Below are 22821 nucleotides of genomic sequence, written 5' to 3'. Positions count from 1 at the left end.
CGGCCGCCTCCTCCTGCGATCCGCCGTGAGGTCAGTCGGGGCAGGAGTTCCGGTAGTCCGACAGCGCCGTCGAGGTAGGCGCGGGGCACAGGAACTGCGAGTACCGCGTGTCGGAGTCGACGTAGCGCTTGAGCCAGGTCACCATCAGGCGGCCCTGCCAGTCGGGGTTGGTGTTGGCGGCGAGGTGGCTCTCCCCGCGCAGCTCGCCGTACGCCCGCTCAGGTGCCCCGGTCAGGCTGTTGTAGAACGGGATCGAGTGGGAGCTGTTGGCGGCGATCGAGTCGTTCTGGGCACCGATGATCATCGTCGGGACCCGGATCCCCTGCCAGGTCTTGTCGGTGTTCCACGGCTGGAGCGCGACGGCCGCCTTGAGGGTGGGCCGCGAGTTCGCTGCCTCCAACGTGCCGCCGCCGCCCATGGAGTGGCCGGAGGCCGCGAGCCGGGTGGCGTCGACGCGCGACCTCACCGAGCTGCGCTCGGTGAGGTAGTCGAGTGCCGTGAGGATCTGGCGCCCCCGGCTGGCGGGCTGGTCGAGCGTCGAGCTCGTGTCGATCGCGAACACGACGAAGCCGTGCGACGCGACCCTGCGCGCGAGCCCGGCGTACGACCCGGACGTCGCCGTGAAGCCCGGAGCGAGAACCACTCCGCCGAACGTCCCGGCGCTGGTGGACGTGGGGTAGTAGATCGTGCCGCCCCCGAAACCGGAGGCACTCAGCCGCGACACCGAGGTGGTGCTGACCGCGAACGACCCGTTGCCGAGCACGCTCGAAGCCGTCGGGGCAGGGCCCCGCTCGTACGGGTTGTCGGCGGCGGTCGCGGTCGGAGCCGTCGCGCCCACCAAGGGCAGGGCCACGGCCGCGAACAAGGTCACGAGCCGGAGCACAAGTGGTCTGAACATCATCGGTCTCCCATCGGTTCCGCGGCCCAGGGATGCCCCGGAACGACCGGGGAGACCGCGAGGTGAACGGGACGTTAACGCCCGATCACAACCTGGACAAGAGCACTAGAAGAAGTTCTGTGACGTGCTACGTCGGTGGTGACTAAGCGCTTGCTTAGGCCCTGGATAGTGGAGAATCTCGCGCCATTCGGGAGATGCACCGGACGTTGAGATTCCGGGCATCGCCCTCGAGGAGCGCGCCGAGGTTGCGCTGACGTCACGTAGGGCACAATGCCGAGAGTGGCCAAGAACCCCGCCCCGGACGCCAAGCGCAAGGGCAGCAGACGGATGACGGCTGCCGAGCGGCGCGAGCAGCTGATCGCGATCGCTCGGACGCTCTTCGCCGACCGTGGGGTCGACGGGACGACGGTCGAGGAGATCGCCTCACGGGCGTCGGTGTCCAAGCCGGTCGTGTACGAGCACTTCGGCGGCAAGGAAGGGCTGTACGCGGTGGTCGTCGACCGCGAGGTCCGCACGCTCCTCGACATGATGCGCGCCGCTCTCACCACAGGCGGGCCCCGCGAGCTCCTCCAGGCGGCGGCGGTCGCCCTGCTCACCTACATCGAGACCAGCTCGGACGGGTTCCGGATCCTGGTGCGAGACGCGCCGGTCGGCTCGCCGACCGGGTCCTACGTGAGCATCATCGGTGACGTCGCCAGCCGCGTCGAGGACATCCTCGTCGGAGAGTTCAAACGACGCGGGTACGAGGCCAGGCTGGCGCCGATGTACGCCCAGATGCTCGTCGGCATGGTCTCCACGACAGGCCAGTGGTGGCTCCATGCGCGCCGGCCGACGAAGGACATCGTCGCCGCCCACGTCGTCAACCTCGCCTGGAACGGGCTCTCCAACCTCGAGGCCGAGCCGACCCTCTTCCGCGACGCACCGAAGCCCTAGCGCCGCTTCGCGACGACGAAGGTCCTCGGGAACGGAAGCACCGTCCCGTACCCCTCCCTCGGGTACGCCGAGCGCAACGCCGCCTTGTAGTCCTCCGCGAAGCGACCGCGCAGGCCCTCCGGGAGCGCCTCGAGCACCGGACGCGCGCCGGTCCCGGAGATCCACCGGAACACCGGGTCCTCCCCCGGGAGCAGGTGGAGGTAGGTGGTGCCCCAGACGTCGAGCTCCCAGGCGTCGTCGACGAGCAGCTCGAGGTAGGTGGGGGGTGAGACACCGCGCGCCTCCGCCAGCCCAGCGGCATGCTCCGCGTAGGGGTCCTGCGAGGCGAGCTCTCGAAGCAGGACGTGGCTCGGCTCCTGGTGGTTGTCGGGGACCTGGAAGGCCAGCACCCCACCGGGGGCGACGTGCTCACGCAGTCGTGGCACGACCTCGAGCTGGTCAGGCACCCACTGAAACGCGGCGTTGGAGACGACCAGGTCGACGGGGTCCGCGGGAGACCACGCCGCGATGTCGCCCAGCTCGTAGCCCACTGCGGGATCGACGTTCTCACGCCGCGCCTGTTCGACCATCTCGGGAGAGGAGTCGACCCCCAGGATGGTCGCCGCCGGCCACCGGCCCCTCAGCACGGCGGTCAGGTGGCCTGGTCCGCACCCGAGGTCGACGATCGCGCGGGGCTCGGTCGGGATCCGGGAGACCAGGTCGACGAACGGCCGCGCGCGCTCGGACTCGTACGCGAGGTACAGCGCGGGGTCCCACTGCGCCACGTCAGGCCGCCCAGCCCGCCACGGCGCGGTCGACGTCGGCCCGGAGGGCGTCAGGATCGTCGCACACCGCCGAGACCACCGCCGCGAGCCGCGCGTCGTCGACCGAGAGGACACCCGCCAGCAGCTGCACGGTCCCGATCTCACGTCCGGGGCCCGCGACCGTCGCTCTCAGCGCACGCTCGAGCACCTTCTTGCCGGCACGGGTGAACCGGAGATGTCCTCGGCTCCGCCCTCCGGCACGCTCGAGCGCACCCTCACCGAACGTCGTGTCGGCCTGGGCGCGGACGGCGTCGAGATCGACACCCACGGCCGCCAGCGCCTCCGCGTCGAGCGCACCGCCACCCCCTCGCACGATCTCTCGGCGCACTGCCTCGTGGGTCACCCCGTGGCGTGCCAGCAGCCCGTCGTCCGCACCCCGCCTCACCAGCGCCCCGAGGATGTGGACCGGCTCGATGCGGCGGTCCCCTGCCTCGCGTGCCTCCTCCTGCGCATCGACCACCGCCGAGCGCGCCTCTGCCGCGAATCTTTCGAACATGTCAGCCCTTCCCCTCTCGGTCCTCGCCGCCGTGCTTCTTGTGCGCCGCCTGCCTCGAGACACCCAGGGCGTCGGCGATCTGCTGCCACGACCACCCGAGGGCTCGCGCGCGCTCCACCTGGAGGCGCTCGAGACGGTCGGCGAGCTCGCGGAGCGCACGGACCGCACGGAGGCCCACGGCGGGATCAGAGTCGGTCAGCGGGTCGGCGTCGAACATGCTGTCAACCGTAATTGACGCAGTTGGCAGGCGTCAACCCTTATTGACATGTGGGTCACCCCGGCGCGTCGGCGTGCGCGAACTCTCGATGTCGAGAATCTCGACGGTACGCTGGAGAGGTGGACGATGAGGTGGATCGGCTGGTCGCTGCGTGGCGACGCGAGCGCCCCGACCTCGACGTCGACCCCATGGAGGTGCTGAGCCGGGTGTCCCGGCTCTCCCGGCACCTCGATCTCGCCCGGCGTGAGGCCTTCGCGGACCACGACCTCGAGACGTGGGAGTTCGACGTGCTGTCTGCACTGCGACGCTCCGGCGAGCCGTACCAGCTGTCTCCTGGTCAGCTCCTGCGCGAGACCCTCGTGACCAGCGGCACCATGACCAACCGTATCGACCGGCTGGCGGCTCGTGGCTTCGTCGAGCGCCTCCCCGACCCCGTCGACCGTCGCGGGGTGCAGGTCAGGTTGACCAGCACGGGCAGAGCCGCCGTCGACGCGGCGCTGGAGGCACTGCTGGAGCGCGAGCGTCAACTGCTCGCGTCTCTCGGAGGCGATGACACGGGACACCTGGTGGCCCTGCTGAGGGGACTGCTGCTTCCCTTCGACGTCAGCAAGTGAGCCCGTCGGCCGGGGCGCTGCCCGCGCACCCCGCCCGACGGCGTCACCGGCGGCGCTGCAGCGCGCTCGGCCACCAGATCCGCGAGCCGATGTCGTACGACAGCGCCGGAACGAGCAGCGAACGCACGACGAGCGCATCGAGCAGGACCCCGAAGGCGACCAGGAACGCCAGCTGCGCGAGGAACAGGATCGGGATCACCGCCAGTGCGGAGAACGTCGCGGCGAGCACGATCCCGGCCGACGTGATCACGCCACCGGTGACCACCAACCCATGGAGGATCCCCTGGCGCGTGCCCCGTCGGGCAGACTCCTCCCGCACTCGTGTCATGAGGAAGATGTTGTAGTCGATCCCGAGCGCGACGAGGAACACGAACGCGTAGAGAGGGACGGACGGGTCGGCGCCCTCCCACCCGAACACGTGGGTGAACACGAGGCCGGCCACCCCCAGCGTCGAGAAGAAGCTGAGAACCGTCGTCGCGACCAGCAGCACGGGGGCGAGCACCGACCGCAGCAGCAGGATCAGGACCAGCAGGATGACCGCGAGGACGACCGGGATGATGACCGTCCGGTCGCGCTCCGCGACGTCGTTGCCGTCGACCTGCTGTGCCGTGGAGCCGCCGACCAGGACGTCGTCGCCCAGCTCGTGAAGCTCGTCGCGCAAGGTCCGGACCGTCTCCTCGGCGGCGTGGCTGTCCGCCGCGTCCTCGAGCGTGACCTCGACGACGACACGCCCGTCGACCACCATGGGAGGCGGGGCGTCGCCCGTCGGCGGTCCGCTCGTACGCTCGGCCATCGGCATGGCGGAAGCCACGCCGTCGGTGCCCTCGACGACCTTGACGACCTCCTCGAGGTCGTCCTCCGGAGCCACCACGACAGCCGGCGAACCCGAACCGCCCGGGAAGTGACGCGCCAGCGCCTCCTGGCCCTGCACCGCCTCGACCTCACCGAGGAACAGGTCGCTCTGCGAGACGCCCGACGCGTTGAAGGTCGGGACGAACGCCGCCGCGGCCACGAGTGCGAGGGTCGCACCGACCCAGAGGCGGCGCGGCCGTCGCTCGACCTGGCCCGCGACCTTGCCCCAGACGCCTGACTCCTCCGGCTTGGCCGTGCCCACGTGCGGCTTGAACGGCCAGAACGCGACCCTGCCCAGAAGGACGAGGGCGGCAGGCAGGAAGGTGAGCGCCGACAGCATCGCAGCGGCGATGCCGAGGGCAGCCACCGGCCCCAGGCTCCGGTTGGAGGTGAGGTCGGACAGCAGGAGGCAGAGCAGGCCCAGGATGACCGTGCTCCCGGAGGCGATGATCGGACGCAGCGCACGGCGCCACGCGACGAGCATCGCGGAGAACCGGTCGTCGTGGACGCGCAGCTCCTCTCGATATCGCGCGACGAGCAGCAGGGCGTAGTCGGTCGCCGCACCCACTACCAGGATCGACATGATCCCCTGGCTCTGGCCGTTGAGGTCGAGCACGCCGCCGTCGGCGAGCTGGTAGACCACGAAGGCGGCGAGACCGAGCCCCAGGACGGACGTGAGGAGCACGGCGAAGGGCAGCAGCGGACTTCGGTAGACGATCAGCAGGATGACGAGGACGACGGCGAGCGCGACTCCGAGCAGGATCCCGTCGATGCCGCCGAACGCCGCTCCGAGATCGGCGGCGAACCCGCCGGGCCCGGTCACGTACGGCGTGGCTCCCTCCACCTCTTCGACAACGCCGCGGATGTCGTCGACGACGGTCTCGATGTCACCCTCGTACGACGCACCCACCTGCACGAACGCCGACAGGGCATCACCGTCCTCCGAGGGAACCGGTGGACTGATCTGCCCCTCGATGCCCTCGACCTTCGACACGGCGTCGAGCTGCTGCGCGGCGGCCGCTCGACCCTCGGCGGAGATCGGGCCGTCCGACTCCCAGATGATGACGATCGGCACGGACTCGGGAGCGAACTTCTCCTCGATCGCCGCGACCTCGGTCGACTCCGCACTCTCGGGCAGGAAGGCGGCGTTGTCGTTCTCCGAGACCTCCGACAGCTTTCCGGCGAAGGGCCCGGCGAGCCCTCCGAGAACCAGCCACAGGAGCACGAGCGCGATCGGCAGCACCCACCGGATCCGAGAATGCGACCGTTCGCCGGATTCGCGCTGAGACACTGTCACTCCATTAGGTAGATAATCTATCTTTCAAGGAGTCCTCAATCTAACATCTCCGCGAGCTGAAGCCAGATCGACTCCAGCTCCTCGCGCTCGCCAGCGATCTCCGACAGCCGCTTCTGGAGCTCGGTCAGCCTTCCGACATCCGTCGCGTTCGCCGCCATCTCGTTCTCAACCGCTGACGCCTGCTCGCTCAGCCGGGCCAACCGGCGGTCGATGCGTGCCATCTCCTTGTGCGCCGCGCGCTCCTCGGCTCCCGACATGCCCGCCTGTGGGGAGGTCGACGGTGCGCCCGCGGAGACCGACGCCGCAGCGTCGGCGCCCGACGTACGCCGAGCCCCCGGCGCTCCCGGGTGGTACTCCTCCACTCCTCCCACCAGCATGCGGATCGATCCGTCACCCGGCAGCTCGAACACCGTGTCGGTGACGCGCTCGAGGAAGTAGCGGTCGTGCGAGACGGCCACCAGCGTGCCCGGCCACCGGTCGAGGTAGTCCTCGATCACGGTCAAGGTGTCGATGTCCAGGTCGTTGGTCGGCTCGTCGAGAAGCAGGACGTTGGGCTCAGCCTGGAGGATCCGCATCACCTGGAGCCGCCGTCGCTCGCCACCCGACAGGTCGCCGATGCGCGCCGTGAGGAGGTCCCCGGTGAACCCGAACCCCTCGAGGAGGGTGCTGGACTGGAGCTCCGGTCCCTTCACCGCGTCGAGCACGCGCTGAGTGGGGTCCATCTCGTCGAGAGCCTGCGAGAGATAGGCCACGGTGACGGTCTTGCCGCGCTTCACGCGGCCGGAGTCAGGCGCGACCTCGCCGGTGAGGAGCCGCATGATCGAGGTCTTGCCGGTGCCGTTCGGCCCGACCAGCCCCACCCGGTCACCGGGACCGAGCCGCCAGGTCGCACGGTCGAGGATCAGCGCGTCTCCGCGCACCAGCGAGACGTCCTCGAGATCAAACACGTCCTTGCCGAGACGCTGGGTCGCGAACCGCTCGAGCTCGAGGCGGTCACGTGGCGGCGGCTCGTCCGCGATCAGGGTGTTGGCGGCCTCGATGCGGAACTTCGGCTTCGACGTGCGGGCTGGCGGACCTCGCCGGAGCCACGCGAGCTCCTTGCGGACGAGGTTGCGCCGGCGGGACTCGGTCGCCGCCGCCTGGCGGTCGCGCTCGGCCCGCGCGAGGACGTACGCCGCGTAGCCGCCGTCGTACTGGTCGACGACGCCGTCGTGCACCTCCCACGTGCGGGTGGCGACCTCGTCGAGGAACCAGCGGTCGTGGGTGACGACCACGAGGGCGCACTCGCGCCGGCGCACGTGACGGGCCAGCCAGGCGATGGCGTCGATGTCCAGGTGGTTGGTGGGCTCGTCGAGGACGAGGAGATCGTGCTGACCGAGCAGGAGCCGGGCCAGGGAGGCGCGGCGTCGCTCGCCGCCGGACATGCCCTCGACGATGCGGTCCAGCGGGATCCCGGCCAGCAGCACCGTCACGATCTCTCGCGTCGTCGCGTCGGCGGCCCACTCGTGGTCGGCCTTGCCCCCGAGCACGGCCTCCCGGAGCGTGTGCGCCTCGTGGAGGTCGTCACGCTGGTTGAGGAAGCCGACCTCGAGCCCGCGCGTATGGGTGACCCGGCCCGCATCGGGCGGCTCGATCCGAGAGAGGACACGGAGCAGGGTCGTCTTGCCGCCACCGTTGCGGCCGACCACACCGATCCGGTCGGTGGCGGCGATCCCGAGGCTGACCGAGTCCAGCAGGGTGCGGGTGCCGTGGGACTTGTCGACCCCGTCGAGATTCACGAGATTTGGCGGCGGCGTCACTCGAGCAAGACTACGGGGCGGCTCTCGGGCCCCGAGAACCGCGCGGAGTCTTCGGGCACGGCGGTCGCCCTCGTCGCGCGGTCAGATCAGGTGGGCGCCCGGCTCGGGGCCGCTCGCCTGGACCGCGTCGGCGCAGGCACCGCTGCGGAGCAGCAGGCCCGCGAGCTCCTCCGAGTGGGAGGGGTCCTCGGCCAGGACCATCACGGTCGGGCCCGACCCCGACACCAGCGCGCCGAGAGCGTCGGCCTCCCCGGCGACCTCGAGCACACGCGACAGCTCAGGTCGCAGGTCGAGGGAGGCCTTCTGGAGATCGTTCGAGAGAGCGTTGCCGAGCGCGGCCGCATCACCGGCTGCCAGCGCGGTGAGCAGGGCCTGCGGCACGTGAGGCGCCGGCGGCGGGGACTCGGCGTGCATCTCGTCGTACCGGGCATAGACCTCGGCCGTGGAGAGGCCCCGGTCGGCGATCGCGAAGACCCAGTGGAAGCGGCCGCGCGCGAGGACTGGGCTGACCTCCTCGCCGCGCCCTGCGCCGAGCGCGGTCCCACCGTGAAGCAGGAAGGGGACGTCCGAGCCGAGCGTCGCCGCGATCTCCTCGAGCTCGCCACGGGTCGCCTTCGTACCCCACAACGCGTCACACGCGACCAGGGCGGCCGCCGCGTCCGCAGACCCGCCTGCCATTCCTCCCATGACCGGGATGGCCTTGCGGATGGCGAGACCGGCCCCGGCCTCGATGCCGAAGGCGTCACGCAGGGCGCAGGCGGCCTTCACCGCGAGGTTGTCGGGTCCCGTCGGCACGGGGGCCTGCTCGCGACGCTCGTCGCCGGCGAACTGCACGCTCACGGTCACCGCGCCGTCCTTGACCTCCGTGGCCCGCACCTCGTCGCACAGGTCCACGGCCTGGTAGACCGTCGCGAGCGGGTGGTAGCCGTCATCACGCCGCGGTCCCACGCCGAGGCACAGGTTGATCTTCGCCGGAACCCGGACGGTCGTCGTTCGCACCGGATCAACCTACCGTCCGGCTGCCGGGGCCTCGGGAGCTGCTTCCAGGGCGGCCGCGATGCGGACGAACGCCGCGAGGTCGAGCTGCTCTCCCCGCTCCTGCGGCGGCACTCCGGCGGCCAGCAGCGCAGCCTCGGCGCGGTCGGCACCGCCGGCGATCCCCGCGAGCGCGGCCCGCAACGTCTTGCGGCGCTGGGCGAAGGCGGCGTCGACCACGGCAAACACCTGCCGTCGGTCGGCGTCTCGGGGCGGCTCGCGGCGGGTCCACGCGACGAGACCCGAGTCGACGTTGGGCGCCGGCCAGAACACCGTGCGACCGACCCGACCCGCAGGGCGGACGTCGGCGTACCACGACGCCTTGAGGCTCGGCACGCCGTACGTCTTGGAGCCGGGGCCGGCGGTCAGCCGGTCGGCCACCTCGGCCTGGACCATCACCAGCCCGCGCTCGATCGACGGCACGTGCTCGAAGAAGTGCAGCAGCACCGGGACGGAGACGTTGTAGGGCAGGTTCGCGACCAGCGCCGTCGGCGCGGGACCGGGGAGCTCGTGCACCCGAAGGGCGTCGGCGTGCACCACGTCGACGTCGGCCGAGCGGCTCGGCGCGTAGGTGGCGATCGTCGACGGCAACGCCTCAGCCAGGCGCTCGTCGATCTCGACCGCGACGACGCGCCGCGCCGCCTCGAGGAGGGCCAGCGTCAGCGATCCCAGACCAGGCCCCACCTCGAGCACCACGTCGTCGGGCCCCACGCCCGCGACCCGCACGATCCGGCGGACCGTGTTGGCGTCGATGACGAAGTTCTGGCCTCGACGCTTCGTCGGCACGACGTCGAGCTCCTCGGCGAGGGCGCGGACGTCACCCTGGCCGAGGAGGCGTACGTCGCCGCTCAGGTCGGGAGCCCGAGCTGCGCCGCGCAGTGCGGCCAGCTGCCGTAGCTGCCGCCGTTGGCGTCGCGCAGCTTGGTAGCGACGGCGATCTGCTGCTCGCGCGAGTTCTCGTGCGGGTAGCCCTGGCCGCCGTACGCACGCCAGGTGCCGAGGTTGAACTGGAGGCCGCCGTAGTAGCCGTTGCCGGTGTTGATGCTCCAGTTGCCGCCCGACTCGCACTTGGCCAGACGGTCCCAGACCGAGCCGCTGCCGGGGTCGATGGACGGCGTCGACGGCTTGGTGCCGTGGCGCTCGACCTGTGCACGGGCCGCAGTCACGACGACCCGCTTGACCTCCTTGCGACTGCGGACCTTGCCGTCGGCGCGGACGATCTCGTACGTCACCTTGGCGGTGCCGGGCTTGCCCTCGCGGACGACCTTGGTCTTGCCGGCGGCCATCGAGTCGTCCTCGCGGACCTTGGTGGTGAACGCGACCTTCTCGGTCTTGGTGCGGACGACCTTCGCGACACGCACGACACGCACCCGCATGCCGTCGGTGACCTTCGCCGCGAGACGCGGGGTCACCTCGTCGAGCTCGCCGAGCGTGATGCCGAGTCCGGCGAGGGCGTCCTTGACGGTCGCGCCGCTCGTGAAGGCCGCGCGGCGGGTGCCGTCGGCGACGAGCCGGATCTTGGTGGGGCTGGTGATCGTCAGCGCGAGACCGTCGCGGGGCACCACGGCCGAGCGGCTGGTCGACAGCTCCGCGGCCGCGTGCGGCCGGATGCCGAGCTGGTCGAGCGCCTCGTCGACGCGGAGAGCGGTCGTCCAGTAGGTCTTGGCCGCTCCGTCGACGGTGAGCACGAGCTTGCGCGCGTAGCGGACGGCGACCTTGGTGCCGTCCTCGATGTCGGCGTCGGCCGCGGGGAGGACCACGTCACGCTCTCCGAGGTCGATGCCCTCGGCGTCCAGGACGTCGGCGACGGTGCCACCGAAGGTGCGGACCGTGGTCTCCTTGCCGTCCACGCTGAGCGTGACGGTCTTGTTGAGCACGGTGAAGGCGAGAACGCCGGCCACGATAGCGGCGACGACGACAGCGCTCACGGTGGTGAGTGCAAGGCGGGTACGCACGAAGCTCCCTCGGGGGTCGGGACACAAACTCTCGGCAGAGTAACCAGATCGTGACGTGAAACCCAACCCCCCGTGGCCTGAGTCACAGTCCACCAGGGAACTTACCTTGTTGTGGTTTCGTCTCGCGAGAGCGCCTCAGCCCCAGCTGCCGCCGAACGCAGCATCGGTGTTGGTGTCGATCGCCTCACACAGCTCCTCGAGCTCGGCTCCGAGGACGGCGGCCATCGCGCGCACCGTCGTCGGCACCAGGTAGGAGGCGTTCGGACGGCCCCGGTAGGGCGTCGGAGTGAGGAACGGAGCGTCGGTCTCGACCAGGACGCGGTCCATCGGGGTGACGGCGAGCGCGTCGCGGACCGGCTGCGCGTTCTTGAACGTGAGCGTCCCGGAGTACGACAGCCAGTAGCCCCGCTCGACGCACGCCCGAGCGAAGTCGGCGTGCCCCGAGAAGCAGTGCATGACGGTCCGCTCGGGAGCCCCCACCTCGTCGAGCACCGCGAGCACGTCGGCATGGGCGTCGCGGTCGTGGATGACGAGGGTTCTGTCGTGCTCCTTGGCCATCGCGATGTGAGCCCGGAACGACGCGTGCTGCGCCGTACGGCCGTCCTCACCGGTCCGGTAGTAGTCCAGCCCGGTCTCCCCCACGGCGCGCACCCGCGGACTCGAGACGACCAGCGACTCGATCTCGGCGAGGGCGTCGTCGAGCCGCCCCTCGGCCGCCAGCCGAGGCGCTTCGTTGGGGTGGAGCGCGACACCCGCAACGACGGAGTCGTGGGACTCGGCTGCCTTCACCGCCCACCGAGCACCGGGCAGGTCGCACCCGATCTGAACGATCCGTGTCACATTCACCTGGCGGGCACGGTCGACCGCGTCGACGACCGCGAGCTGCTCGGCGGAGTCGTCCATGTCGAGGTGGCAGTGGCTGTCGGCCACCGGGCGCGGGAGCGGCTCCGGCAGCGGCGGCCGCTCTCCGTCACGGCTCACGCGGGTGCTTCCTCTCGGACGATGGGCGCCCACTCCGGGCCCGTCTCCGCCAGCGAGGGGTCGAGCTTGGCGAACAGCGGCGTCGGCTTGACCAAGGGCGTCCCCGCGACGATCTCGGTCCGGCGCCACACCGCCTGCTCGGCGGTGTAGTCACCGGTGATGACGGGATAGCTGACGCCCATCTCGGGCACGCCCACCCCGATCGGGTCGGCAGGCAGGTCGTCTCGCACCTCGCGGACCTCGGGCTGTGCCGCCCACACTCCGGTGCCGCCCAGCGTCTCGAACACCCGCTGCGCCGCGTGCGGGAGGAACGGGGTCAGCAGCGTGTTGGCGTCGGCCACGATCTGGAGGGCGGTGTGCAGCACGGTCGCCTGACGCTCACGGTCCTGCTTGAGCTTCCACGGCTCCATGTCCGAGAGATAGCGGTTGGCGAGGGTCACCACGCGCATCGCCTCGGCGACGGCCTGCTTGAAGCGGCTCCGCGCCAGGTGGTCACCGACGGTGTCGAAGGCGGCCGCGGCCGCGTCGAGGAGAGCCTGGTCGACGTCGGTCAGTGCGCCTGGCGTCGGGATCTCTCCGAAGTTCTTGTGGGCCATCGAGACCGAGCGGTTGACGAGGTTGCCCCACTCGTTGGCGAGCTCGAAGTTGGTCCGTCGGACGAACTCCTCCCACGTGAAGTCGGCGTCCTGGTTCTCCGGCCCGGCGACGGCGATGAAGTAGCGCAGCGCGTCGGGGCCGAAGTCGCGAAGGAAGTCGCGGACATAGATGACCGTGCCGCGGCTCGTCGAGAACTTGGAGCCGCTCATCGTCAGGTACTCCGAGGAGACGACCTCGCTCGGCAGCTGGAGCTCGCCGAGCGGACCCGCCTCCCCACCCTTGTCGCCGAGACCGCGGTAGCCCAGCAGCAGCGCCGGCCAGATCTGGGCGTGGAACGTGATGTTGTCCTTGCCCATGAAGTACGCCGACTCGGCGTCTGGGTTCGTCCACCACTCGCGCCACGCCTCCGGGTCACCGGAGCGCACCGCCCACTCGACCGAGGCCGACAGGTAGCCGATGACCGCGTCGAACCAGACGTACAGCTTCTTGTCGTTGCGGTCCGACCAGCCTTCCAGCGGGACAGGCACGCCCCAGTCGATGTCTCGCGTGACGGCCCGCGGACGCAGGTCGTCGACGAGGTTCAGGCTGAACCGCAGGACGTTGGGGCGCCAGTCGGAGCGCGACTTCAACCAGTCGGCGAGCGCGGAGGCGAGCGCGGGCAGGTCCAGGAAGAAGTGCTCGGTCTCGACGAACTCCGGCGTCTCGCCGTTGACACGGCTGCGCGGGTCGATGAGGTCGGCGGCATCGAGCTGGTTGCCGCAGTTGTCGCACTGGTCGCCGCGCGCACTGTCGTACCCGCAGATCGGGCACGTGCCCTCGATGTAGCGGTCGGGGAGCGTCCGGCCGGTCGACGGGGAGATCGCCCCGGTCGTCAGCCGGGGAACGACGTAGCCGTTGCGGTAGAGGCCGGCGAAGACCTCCTGCGCGATCGCGTAGTGGTTGCGGGTCGTCGTGCGGGTGAACAGGTCGTACGAGACCCCCAGCCCGACGAGGTCGTCGACGATCACGCGGTTGTAGCGGTCGGCCAGCTCGCGTGCGGTGACACCCTCGGCGTCGGCCTGGACGAGGATCGGGGTCCCGTGCTCGTCGGTGCCCGAGACCATCAAGACCCGGTCACCCATCATCCGGTGGTAGCGCGAGAAGATGTCGGAAGGAACTCCGAACCCCGACACGTGACCGATGTGGCGCGGACCGTTGGCGTAGGGCCAGGCGACCGCGGTGAGGACCGTCTTCGACATGCCCTCATCCTACGGAGCCCGGCTCGGGCTCAGCGGCGGAGCCCGCGGGGCAGGACGCGGTCGACGACCTCGGCGGGCGACGGCACCCCTGCGCGCCGCAGGAGTCCGACCCCGGAGCGCTCCTGCATCGCGGCCTCGACGGCACCGGCGACCGCCCGAGCGGCCACGTCGCTCGGGACCGGGACGGTCTTGGGGATCCGGTCGGGACTGTCCCGGCCGGGGCGCGGCACGCGCAGGGCGTCGAGGTCGCCGACGACCTCGACGCCGCTCGCCCGGATGTTGGCGACGACGTCGGTGCTGATCGCTCGCAGCCGCTCGACCGCCCACCGCGGCAGGACGAGACCGGGCGCGCCTGGATCGGGGGGCTGAGCCTTGAGCGCACGTGCGACACCGACACGGACGAAGTGCCGGTAGTCGCGAGGGCTCCAGCTCCTCGAGCGGAACTCCCGGTTGAGGGAGCGCACGAGCTCCACCTCCGGCAGGGTCAACGAGCGGTTGAGCCGGTCGGGCTCGGGCTCGAGGACACCCTCGGGGAGCCCGACCATGGCCTCGAACGTCCGGAGCAGTGTCGAGCGGCGGTCGTCGTCGACGACGACCACCCGCACGCGGTCCGGGCCGACGACGTCGACCCAGCGCTGGACCAGGACGTCGTGCCGGTGCCGTCGCCAGAAGCCCGACCCGTTCGGGTCGTCCTCGCGCAGCGTCTTCTTCAGCCACCGGCGCAACGACGACACCGAACCGTTCTGGACGTACTGCTGCCACTGCGACGGCGCGATCTTGTCGAGTGGTCGCAGCGTCACCACCACGTGGACGCGATCTCGACCCAGGTCGGTCACGACGCGGTCGACGGCGTCACCCACGGCGTCGGCGAAGAACTCGCTCGAGACCACCACGCGGCCCCGCCCCGGGATCGACGCGACGAAGCGCTCCCAGTCGCTGATGTCGAGCGGCGGCTCCCCGAGCATCGGCCCGTGACCGGTGACGGCGACGACCGCCTGGATCGGCGTACGACTGCGGCCGGGGTAGCGGACGCCGTGCTCACGAAGGGTGGAGGATGCCGCGAAGAATGCGCTCTGCACCGCAGTGGTGCCCGTCTTGTGCGGCCCCACGTGAAGCAGAAGGGCATCCTCGGGCAGCAGCAGAGAGCTCAACGTCAGCGCCTCCGCGACACCCAGTCCGGCAGGAGCCGACGTCGCGCGGCGCCGATCAACTCGCGAGAGGACCTCGGCCGGACCCCACGTGCGGCGGTTCGTCGGGCGGCTCGGACCTCGATATCCTGCACCTCCTGACCCGCGAGCACGAGACCCACCGCGAGGCGGGCGCTGAGCTCGGGGTCGAGCTGGACAGGCCCCAGGTCCTCAGCGCGGGGCCGTGCCCCGAGGGCCAGCGTGGCCGGGTCACCGATCACGCGGGCACCGGAGGCGACGATGGCGTCGGCCATCTCGGCCCCGACCCGCTGTGCAGCCTCGACGCCCCAGGCGGGGGTCTCGATCTTGCGCTCGTCGCGCTCGGGCCGTCGGTGCTTGAGGTAGTGGCCGGCGCGCGTGTTGACGAGGCGGTCGTACAGCGGCATCGCCAGCTTCTCCGACTTGTACTGCACGTTGAAGGCGCGCAACATCTCTGCCTCGTGGAAGGTCAGCGAGCGGTTCTGGAGGTCGTCGAGGAGCTCGAGGGTGTCGGGCCGTAGTCCGAGGAGCTGCTCGAAGGTGCGCGGCAGGAAGCCGTAGTCGGACCCGTCGAGCATGATCACGACCACGTTGTCGTAGCCGACCACGTCACCCCAGCGGCGTACCAGCGCGTCGTGACGGTGGCGCTGCCAGAACGACGGGGTCGGCGACGTCCCGTTGAAGGTCTTGTCGAGCCACTCGTCGTAGGACTGGGTCAGACCGCGCTGGAGATACTGCTGCCACTGCGACGGGAGGATCTTGGCCAGCGGACGCAGCGTGATCGCCACGGTGAGCTTGTCGCGGCCCAGGTCACGGGCGATGGCCTCGACGTGCTGCTCCTTGGCGTCGGAGAAGAACTCGCTCGAGACGACGAGGCGAGGCTCAGACGACGTGGTCATCTCCTCGACCAGCGCTCGCCAACGCTTCTCCGCGGCTACGGAGTCCTGCTGAGGCAGGACCCGCTCGGTCACCCAGCGCACCGCCACGGACTCGTGCCGGGTGCGGCCGGCGTAGCGGACGCCCTGCGCGAGAACGGCCTCGCGCGCGTTGTCGAACGCTCCCTGCAAGGCGGTGCTGCCCGTCTTGTGCGGCCCGATATGCACCAGCCGCGTGCCCTCGGGAAGGAGCAGGTCGGTCATCACGCGCCTTTCAGTCATCGGTGAGCGAAAGCCTACACGCGCAGTGACGCCGTCAGTCATCGCCCGAAGACGGCCGCCGCACGCCTGCGAGCGCGTCGCGCAAGCTCACGGACGAGGACGCCGCTGGTGGTCGCGGTCAGGCTCGCGGTCGTCGCCGGAGCGCCGCGCAGGAGCTTGATCTCGGCCGAGCTGCGTCGGTTCGCGGACTGGAGGAGGTTGTGCGACGCCGCGGCGAGCGCGGCAGCGAGTTGAGCGCCCGCCTCGGGGCTGAGCCGTACCTCCGGTGGCGGAGACGCCGTGCGGCGCTCTCCCAGGATGCCGAGGTCACCCACCACCCGTACGCCGGAGCCGGCGATGGAACGGGCCATCTCGGTCCCGACGGTGGCTGCGGCGTCGAGCGCCCACTGCGGGGTGTAGGGCTTCGGCTCGTCCGGTGCCGGCCGGCGTTGCTTGAGATAGACGTCGGCGCCGGCGTTCAGCAGCCGGTAGTGGACGCGAGGCTCGATCCCCATCTGCGCGAGTGCCCGGTGGTAGGCCTGCATGAGGTCGGCCTCGGCGGCGGTGAGCGAGCGGTTCTCCTGGTCCTCCTCCGGGACGAGCGAGCCGTCGGGGAGACCGAGCATCTGCTCGAAGGACCGCGGCAGCAGCCTCCGGTCGGAGGAGTCGAGGACCACGACGGTCACCCGCTCCGGCCCGACGGCGGCAGCCCACCGCGCGACCAGGTGGTCATGGCGGTGCGGCACCCAGAACGAACCGCGGGGATAGTGACCGCGAGCGTCGGCGTCGAACATGGCGCGCAGCCACTCCTCGTACGGCAGACGCGCCGTCCGCAGGACGTACTGCTGCCACTGGGACGGGAGGATCGACACGAGCGGGCGCAACGTCACGGCGACGTGGACACCGGAGCCGAGGGCGTCGACCACCCGGTCGATGTGGGTCGGCAGCGCGTGCGAGAACACCTCGCTGCTGACCACCACCCGCGCCTCGTCCGCGGTCCGGATCTCGTCGGCGAGCCGCTCCCAGCGACGTCGAGCACGCTCAGCGTCGTGGTACGGACGGATGCGGTCGACCGCGTGCAGCACCGCCAGCGTCTCCTGCCGCAGGTCGCCCGCGCGCCGCACACCGTGGTCGGCGAGCACCGGACGGGCCTGGTGGAGAGCCGACTGAAGGGCCGTGCTGCCCGTCTTGTAGGGGCCGATATGGACCAGTCGTGCGCCTTCGGGGACCAGCAGGTCACTCGCGGACATGGTGTTGCGCTCCTTGTGGCACCTCGGCGGGCGCACCGCCCCGTGGCACGCAGAACCGCCGTCTGCTAGCGGTGGACGAGATCAAACACTACACGCCGACGCACGCCGGTCCGGCGGGCGACATCGGCGATGGCGTCCTTGCGCGACATGCCCACACGCTCGCCGGCCGCGACCATCTCGAGCAAGGTGGCCTCGTCGTACTCACGCGCCGGCGCACCGTCGACCACGATCGTGATCTCGCCACGGACCCGGGCATCGTCCCCGTCCGGGCGCGCCCAGGACGCCAGCTCCTCGAGGGTGCCCCGCCGGACCTCCTCATAGGTCTTGGTCAGCTCGCGGCACACCGCGCCACGCCTCTGCCCACCGAACGCCGCCACCATCGCGTCGAGCGTGTCGGCCGTACGGTGCGGCGACTCGAAGAAGACCATCGTGCGCGGCTCGTCGGCGAGGGCCGCGAGCCCGCGGTCACGCTCACCGGTCTTGCGCGGCAGGAATCCCTCGAAGGTGAAGCGGTCCACCGGCAGCCCGGACACGGCGAGCGCGGCGAGCGCCGCCGAGGGGCCCGGGGCGACCGTCACCTCGAGCCCGCCCTCGACCGCGGCGGCGACGAGGCGGTAGCCGGGATCCGACACGCTCGGCATCCCGGCGTCGGTGACGAGCAGGACCGTACGGCCGGCCTCGAGGTCGGCAACCAGCTCCGGTGTGCGCCGGGACTCGTTGCCCTCGAAGTACGACACGATGCGCCCGCCGATGCGTACGTCAAGGTCTGAGGCGAGTCGGTGCAGCCGACGGGTGTCCTCGGCCGCCACGACATCGGCACTCCCCAGCAGATCGCGCAGCCGCTGCGACGCGTCGGCGGGGTTCCCGATGGGTGTCGCGGCGAGGACCAGCACGGGCCAAGCCTACGGGCGGGGAGATAGTGCCTGCCTGACCCCGCCGAACCTTGCCGATGCCCCCCCGCGCCGCTAGCCTCTCGCCAGCGTCGATTGTCGGCGCCTGGCGAGAGGAGAATGTTTTGAGGATCTCAGCGGCATCGGGTGGGGGGTGTCGGGCACTTGCCGCAGGCGCAGCGATGGTGGTTGCGGCGGCATTGTTCTCCCCGTCCACGGCCGAGGCGGCGCCTCCCGTCAACAACAGTCCAGATTTCCTCGTGACGTATACGGCGAACGTGGAGAACCTTGTCGGAAGCGGCGCAAATCCGGCGGTATGCGAGCGGGCATACAGCTCGCTCGTTAGGTATATGGCCACCCGCGCCTATGCGCCGGACATCTTCCTGGTTCAGCAAGTCCGCAATACGACCAACCTCGAAAAGCTCGTGACGACGATGGAGAACCATCTTGGAGTCGACTACACAGGAGTAATCGCCAAGCCGGACCCCCGACCTAATGGGGGCGGCGGCTGTTCCTCCAACCTCGCGGGGACGGCTTCGGTCGAGATGATCAACGATCTGAAGGCTAATCAGACGAACGCCATCATCTATCGAACTGCACGATTCACCATGAACGGCTCGAAGACCACGTGGCAGTCGGGCGCCCGGGTCAACGGTGGCACGTCGTGCGTAAACGCCGCGACCTACGATCCCAGCCAGGACCGGACGATCAACGTCGCCGTACGCCTCAAGGACAGCAAGCGAACGAACGCGAACGTCACCGCCGCGTCCTTCCACTGGCCCGGCAGCCGGGACGCCATCAACTATCAGACCAACCCTGCCGGTGTCAGCGATCGTCTCGCGTGTGCGACCCAGAACATCAACGAGCTGGCAGCCGAGACGGACGATGCCGGTATTGGCCCGTCGTCACTTCAGGTTGCTGGGGGGGATGCCAATGTGCCTGACTCTTCCGGCGGAGCGATGGCAACGTGGTACTCGAGAGGAGCCGATCTCGGCTTCCGGGACGCAGTCGCTGAGGCGAACGGAGGCTGGTCGAACAGGACGGGACTCGCGACGAACTGGACCAATCCGAGCAAGTCTGGCCGTATCGACTACCTCTTTGCCAGAAGCTCACCGAGGACGTCGGGAGGCACGACGGTCCCCTATGAATGGAACGGGCCGCTGACGACGGTTCAGCAGCAGTATTCGGATCACCGCGCGGTGTGGGGATATCTCTACTACTGACCCATGATGCCCTCGGGCCCGGGTGTCGTCGACATCGCGGGCCCGGGGGTATCGTTCACGACCGCCAGCGGTCCGGACGGCAGTCAGAGTCCGCGACCGGCTTCGCCACCACGTGGCGGCCGCTAGGGTTGCCGCGTGTCCGTGACCGTCGACGAGCGCAACGGGAGCAGCGAGAGGTTCGCGCCGCTGGGCCGCACGCCCGAGGGTGCGCCGCTCCCGCCGCTGCGCGACCGGTTCCGCTCGCGGATCGCCGACTCCCCCCGGCTGCTCGGCTGGCTGGGTCCGATCGCCGTCACGCTGCTGGCGTTCGCCGCGCGTGTCTGGCGCCTGGAGTATCCACCGCGCCTCCTCTTCGACGAGACCTACTACGCCAAGGACGCCTGGTCGCTGCTGCGGTTCGGCTACGCGCAGGACTGGGTCGAGGACGCCAACGCGAAGGTCGAGGCCGGGCAGACGACCGGTCTGTGGACCGGAGAGCCGACACAGGTCGTCCACCCCGAGGTCGGCAAGTGGATGATCGCGATCGGCGAGCAGCTGTTCGGGATGAACGCGTTCGGCTGGCGCATCTCGGCGGCCGTCGTCGGTGCGTTGACCGTGCTGGTCCTCGCCCGGATGGTCCGCCGCCTCAGCGGCTCCACGGTGCTCGGCTGCCTCGCGGGCCTGCTCCTCGCCGTCGACGGCGTGCACCTGGTGATGTCCCGGCTCGCGCTCCTCGACGTGTTCCTCGCGTTCTGGCTGGTGTGCGCGGTCGCGTGCGTCGTCGCCGACCGAGAGTGGGGTCGCACCCGGATCGCCCGGCGCTACGCCACCACCGAGACCGTTTCGGGCTTCGGTCCGGTCCGGATGCTCCTGCTGCGCCCGTGGCGCCTCGCCGCCGGGGTGTGCTTCGGGCTGGCCGTCGGCACCAAGTGGAGCGCCCTGTACGTCCTCGCCGCCGTCGGCGTCTTCGTCTGGGTGCTCGACGTGATCGACCGTCGGGCGATCGGCGTACGCGGTGCGTGGTGGCGCTCGATGATCGTCGACGGACTTCCCGCGTTCGTGTCGCTGGTGATCGTGGCCCTCGTCGTGTACGTCGTGACCTGGACGGGGTTCCTGGTGAACCACGAGGTCTTCGAGGGCCGGTTCGGGCTCGGCTACGGGGACGCGCAACCGTGGGGGTCAGCCATCGACAAGACCGACAGAGGGCTGATCGGAGAGCTGCTGCGACCGCTGGAGTCGCTGTGGCACTACCACCAGATGGTCTACTCGTTCCACACCGGCGACTACCTCGCCGGCAAGTCTCACCCGTACCAGTCGGACCCGTGGGGGTGGCTGGTCCTCAACCGCCCGGTCGGCGTCGACGCCCAGACCGACCTCGCCGCCTCGACGCCGGGATGTGCGGCGAGCGGGACCGAGACGTGCATCCGTCAGGTGCTCATCCTCGGCAACCCCGCCGTCTGGTGGGGCGGGCTGGCGGCACTCGTCGCGTCCGTCTGGTTCTGGCTGCGCGACCGCGACTGGCGGTTCGGTCTCGTCGTGCTCGTGGTCGTGTCGTCCTGGTTGCCGTGGTTCGCCTACGACGACCGGCCGATCTTCCTCTTCTACGCGACCGCCTTCGTCCCGTTCACGTGCGCCGCGATCGCGCTCGTCGCCGGTCGGCTGCTCCGAGGGTCCCGCGGAAGCCGTCTGCGGTGGTGGGCGCCCGCGGCCCTCGGCACCTACGTGGCCGTGGCCCTGGCACTCGCCGCGTTCTTCTTCCCGATCTGGACCGACATCCTGATCACCCACGAGGAGTGGCTCCAGCGGATGTGGTTCTCCCGCTGGGTCTGATCCCCTAGCGCCGACCGAGTCGGTCGTGGCTCTCCTGCAGGAACGCGCGACTCCTGGGATCGGTGGTCAGCGAGATCGCCTTGGCGTACGCCGCCCTCGCCTCGTCCTCGCACTGCTCCCCCAGCTCGGCGAGCAGGTGGGCGCGCAGCGCCCACGCCGGCTGGAACCGGCGTGCGGCGTCGGAGTCTCCCTCCGCCGTGACACCGTCGAGGACGGCGAGCCCGGCTCGTGCCCCCTCCACACGCGCTGTGGCCGCGGCGAGTGCGACCTGCGCTCCCAGGGTCGGCGCGGTCGCGACGAGGGCCCGGTGCAGCCGCAACAGGGCGGCGTGGTCCGTACGGCCGGTGCGAGCGCGGTCGCAGTGCGCCGACTGGATCGCTGCCTCGAGCTGGAACCGCCCAGGTCTGCCACGGTGGGCTGCCGCGTGCAAGAGGCGCTCTCCGTGCGCGATGAGCTCGTCGTCCCATCGAGCCGGGTCCTGGACGTCGAGCGGCACGTACGCGCCGACCTCGTCCGTGCGTGCTCCTGCGCGTGCCAGCGAGAGGGAGACCAGCGCCGCGAGGCCGAGCGCCTCGGGCTCGTCAGGCAGGAGGGCGGCGAGGAGCACCGCGAGGTAGTGGGCCTCCCCGGCTGTCGAGGTCCTAAGGGCGGTGCTCGGAACCGCGGACCAGTCGATCGCGTACGCGCCGTAGACCGCCTCGAGCACGGCAGGAAGCCGCTGCGGCATGACGTCACGGTCGGGGACGACGAAGGGGATCCGGGCTTCACGGATCCGGCGCTTCGCACGCACGAGCCGCTGCGCCATCGCGGTGGTCGGCACGACGTAGGCCTCCGCGATCCGCTGGGCGTCCAGCCCGAGGACGGTCTGGAGCATCAACGGCGTGCGGACCGACGCATCGATCGCCGGGTGGGCGCACACGAAGAGGAGCGCGAGCCGCTCGTCGGGGATGCGGCCGGCGGCCGACTGGTCTGCGTCCACGACCGCGATCTCCTCGTCAGGCATCGGCGAGGACGTCCGATGTGCCGCCGAGCGATAGAGATCGCGGAGCCGGTTGCGCCCTGCGGTGAGCAGCCATGCGTCCGGGTTGTCCGGCACGCCACGTTCGGGCCAGGTCACGAGCGCCCTCTCGAACGCGTCGGCCAGAGCGTCCTCCGCGGTGGCGATGTCACCGTTAGCGGCCGCGAGGAGCGCGAGCAGGCGGCCGTACGAGGCACGGGCCGCCCGCTCCGCCTCCCCGTACGCCCTCAGGGCTGGTGCCACTGCCGCTCACGGCTCCATGTGAGCGCCGTCGGCCGGACCTCGACGGTCCCGTAGGTCGCCCCGGGGCACTTCTGCGCCCAGGCGAGCGCAGCGTCGAGGTCGGGCACGTCGATGACGACGATCCCGCCGACGTACTCCTTCGTGTCGGCGAACGGCCCGTCCTGGATCTTCGGCTCACCATCGACCGCGGTCACGGTCGTCGCCACCTCCGGCATGCCGAGGATCTGGGTCGTGACGAAGGCGCCCGCCTCGTCGAGGTCCTTCACGTACGTCTCGAACGCGGCCTTGACAGGCGCCATGTCGTCCTCGCTGATGCCCGCGTCACGCGGGTCGGCGTTGTGGATGAAGAGCGTGTACAACATCGGAGGTCC

General features: G+C 70.5%; 21 protein-coding genes. 4 read left to right on the top strand and 17 right to left on the bottom strand.

Annotated features, from left to right (window positions below; translation table 11 throughout):
* Positions 1-31 precede the first annotated feature (31 nt).
* Positions 32-898, bottom strand: coding sequence for a serine aminopeptidase domain-containing protein (locus tag KV100_RS13875; RefSeq protein ID WP_255559635.1), 867 nt, complete (start codon positions 896-898; stop codon positions 32-34).
* Positions 899-1168: 270 nt separating this feature from the next.
* On the opposite strand from KV100_RS13875, the gene KV100_RS13870 reads away from it, so the two are divergent.
* Complete coding sequence (locus tag KV100_RS13870; RefSeq protein WP_220343607.1) at positions 1169-1831, top strand: TetR/AcrR family transcriptional regulator; 663 nt, start codon at positions 1169-1171, stop codon at positions 1829-1831.
* Here KV100_RS13870 and KV100_RS13865 read toward each other — a convergent pair.
* Genes KV100_RS13865 through KV100_RS13855 form a run of 3 tightly spaced genes read right to left on the bottom strand, consistent with a single transcriptional unit; the run spans position 1828 to position 3347 of the window.
* Positions 1828-2595, bottom strand: a complete 768-nt coding sequence (locus KV100_RS13865) for a methyltransferase domain-containing protein (protein ID WP_220343606.1) — start codon at positions 2593-2595, stop codon at positions 1828-1830. The two genes, KV100_RS13870 and KV100_RS13865, sit on opposite strands and share 4 nt — an antisense overlap.
* Position 2596: 1 nt before the next feature.
* Positions 2597-3130, bottom strand: a complete 534-nt coding sequence (locus KV100_RS13860; protein ID WP_220343605.1) for a Clp protease N-terminal domain-containing protein — start codon at positions 3128-3130, stop codon at positions 2597-2599.
* A 1-nt stretch (position 3131) separates the two neighbouring features.
* Positions 3132-3347: a helix-turn-helix domain-containing protein gene (locus KV100_RS13855; protein WP_220343604.1), complete on the bottom strand. Its 216-nt coding sequence runs from the start codon at positions 3345-3347 to the stop codon at positions 3132-3134.
* Between the two features lie 119 nt (positions 3348-3466).
* On the opposite strand from KV100_RS13855, the gene KV100_RS13850 reads away from it, so the two are divergent.
* A complete protein-coding gene (locus tag KV100_RS13850) occupies positions 3467-3961 on the top strand; it encodes a MarR family winged helix-turn-helix transcriptional regulator (protein WP_220343603.1) in 495 nt (164 codons plus the stop codon).
* A 43-nt stretch (positions 3962-4004) separates the two neighbouring features.
* Here KV100_RS13850 and KV100_RS13845 read toward each other — a convergent pair whose 3' ends face one another.
* The 11 genes from KV100_RS13845 to rsmI form a co-directional block, all read right to left on the bottom strand.
* Positions 4005-6056, bottom strand: coding sequence for an efflux RND transporter permease subunit (locus KV100_RS13845; protein WP_308291441.1), 2052 nt, complete (start codon positions 6054-6056; stop codon positions 4005-4007).
* Between the two features lie 89 nt (positions 6057-6145).
* Positions 6146-7909 (bottom strand): ABC-F family ATP-binding cassette domain-containing protein, encoded by a 1764-nt coding sequence (locus KV100_RS13840; protein WP_220343602.1) that lies wholly within the window; start codon positions 7907-7909, stop codon positions 6146-6148.
* Positions 7910-7990: 81 nt separating this feature from the next.
* The gene (locus tag KV100_RS13835) at positions 7991-8908 is read right to left on the bottom strand and encodes a 4-(cytidine 5'-diphospho)-2-C-methyl-D-erythritol kinase (protein WP_220343601.1); all 918 of its coding nucleotides are present in this window, start codon (positions 8906-8908) and stop codon (positions 7991-7993) included.
* A 9-nt stretch (positions 8909-8917) separates the two neighbouring features.
* Positions 8918-9832 (bottom strand): 16S rRNA (adenine(1518)-N(6)/adenine(1519)-N(6))-dimethyltransferase RsmA, encoded by a 915-nt coding sequence (gene rsmA / locus KV100_RS13830; RefSeq protein WP_255559636.1) that lies wholly within the window; start codon positions 9830-9832, stop codon positions 8918-8920.
* Positions 9793-10872, bottom strand: coding sequence for a resuscitation-promoting factor (locus tag KV100_RS13825; RefSeq protein WP_220343600.1), 1080 nt, complete (start codon positions 10870-10872; stop codon positions 9793-9795). Before KV100_RS13825 ends, rsmA begins: the two co-directional genes overlap by 40 nt.
* 162 nt (positions 10873-11034) lie before the next feature.
* Entirely contained in the window at positions 11035-11880 is an 846-nt protein-coding gene (locus tag KV100_RS13820; protein WP_301022157.1) for a TatD family hydrolase, read from the bottom strand.
* On the bottom strand, positions 11877-13715 hold the full coding sequence (metG, locus tag KV100_RS13815; RefSeq protein WP_220343599.1) for a methionine--tRNA ligase: 1839 nt from the start codon (positions 13713-13715) through the stop codon (positions 11877-11879). Before metG ends, KV100_RS13820 begins: the two co-directional genes overlap by 4 nt.
* Positions 13716-13744: 29 nt before the next feature.
* Positions 13745-14866, bottom strand: a complete 1122-nt coding sequence (locus tag KV100_RS13810; RefSeq protein ID WP_220343598.1) for a hypothetical protein — start codon at positions 14864-14866, stop codon at positions 13745-13747.
* A gap of 2 nt (positions 14867-14868) precedes the next feature.
* A complete protein-coding gene (locus KV100_RS13805; protein ID WP_220343597.1) occupies positions 14869-16038 on the bottom strand; it encodes a hypothetical protein in 1170 nt (389 codons plus the stop codon).
* 38 nt (positions 16039-16076) lie between these two features.
* Positions 16077-17267 carry a hypothetical protein gene (locus KV100_RS13800; RefSeq protein WP_220343596.1) on the bottom strand — a complete coding sequence of 397 codons (1191 nt, stop codon included), beginning with the start codon at positions 17265-17267 and terminating at the stop codon, positions 16077-16079.
* Between the two features lie 65 nt (positions 17268-17332).
* Positions 17333-18160: a 16S rRNA (cytidine(1402)-2'-O)-methyltransferase gene (gene rsmI, locus KV100_RS13795; RefSeq protein ID WP_220343595.1), complete on the bottom strand. Its 828-nt coding sequence runs from the start codon at positions 18158-18160 to the stop codon at positions 17333-17335.
* Between the two features lie 179 nt (positions 18161-18339).
* Here rsmI and KV100_RS13790 point away from each other — a divergent pair, with 179 nt between their 5' ends.
* Entirely contained in the window at positions 18340-19380 is a 1041-nt protein-coding gene (locus KV100_RS13790) for a hypothetical protein (RefSeq protein WP_220343594.1), read from the top strand.
* 135 nt (positions 19381-19515) lie between these two features.
* A complete protein-coding gene (locus tag KV100_RS13785; RefSeq protein ID WP_220343593.1) occupies positions 19516-21189 on the top strand; it encodes a dolichyl-phosphate-mannose--protein mannosyltransferase in 1674 nt (557 codons plus the stop codon).
* Positions 21190-21193: 4 nt separating this feature from the next.
* On the opposite strand, the gene KV100_RS13780 is transcribed toward KV100_RS13785, so the two are convergent.
* Together KV100_RS13780 and KV100_RS13775 are read right to left on the bottom strand one after the other, a co-directional pair.
* A complete protein-coding gene (locus tag KV100_RS13780) occupies positions 21194-22450 on the bottom strand; it encodes an RNA polymerase sigma factor (protein ID WP_220343592.1) in 1257 nt (418 codons plus the stop codon).
* Positions 22435-22812, bottom strand: a complete 378-nt coding sequence (locus tag KV100_RS13775) for a YciI family protein (RefSeq protein WP_220343591.1) — start codon at positions 22810-22812, stop codon at positions 22435-22437. The genes KV100_RS13780 and KV100_RS13775 overlap by 16 nt, the downstream gene beginning before the upstream one ends.
* Positions 22813-22821: the final 9 nt, after the last annotated feature.

This window comes from Mumia sp. zg.B21, assembly GCF_019550855.1.
GTDB lineage: Bacteria > Actinomycetota > Actinomycetes > Propionibacteriales > Nocardioidaceae > Mumia.
This window is presented reverse-complemented; position numbering and strand designations above follow the sequence as displayed.

Bases quoted from the DNA above. Each gene is read 5' to 3' on its own strand.
- KV100_RS13805 (WP_220343597.1), bottom strand. From the start codon at position 16,038: ATGACTGAAAGGCGCGTGATGACCGACCTGCTCCTTCCCGAGGGCACG.
- KV100_RS13800 (WP_220343596.1), bottom strand. From the start codon at position 17,267: ATGTCCGCGAGTGACCTGCTGGTCCCCGAAGGCGCACGACTGGTCCAT.
- KV100_RS13875 (WP_255559635.1), bottom strand. From the start codon at position 898: ATGTTCAGACCACTTGTGCTCCGGCTCGTGACCTTGTTCGCGGCCGTG.
- KV100_RS13855 (WP_220343604.1), bottom strand. From the start codon at position 3,347: ATGTTCGACGCCGACCCGCTGACCGACTCTGATCCCGCCGTGGGCCTC.
- metG (WP_220343599.1), bottom strand. From the start codon at position 13,715: ATGTCGAAGACGGTCCTCACCGCGGTCGCCTGGCCCTACGCCAACGGT.
- KV100_RS13870 (WP_220343607.1), top strand. From the start codon at position 1,169: ATGCCGAGAGTGGCCAAGAACCCCGCCCCGGACGCCAAGCGCAAGGGC.
- KV100_RS13775 (WP_220343591.1), bottom strand. From the start codon at position 22,812: ATGTTGTACACGCTCTTCATCCACAACGCCGACCCGCGTGACGCGGGC.
- KV100_RS13860 (WP_220343605.1), bottom strand. From the start codon at position 3,130: ATGTTCGAAAGATTCGCGGCAGAGGCGCGCTCGGCGGTGGTCGATGCG.
- KV100_RS13790 (WP_220343594.1), top strand. From the start codon at position 18,340: ATGGTGGTTGCGGCGGCATTGTTCTCCCCGTCCACGGCCGAGGCGGCG.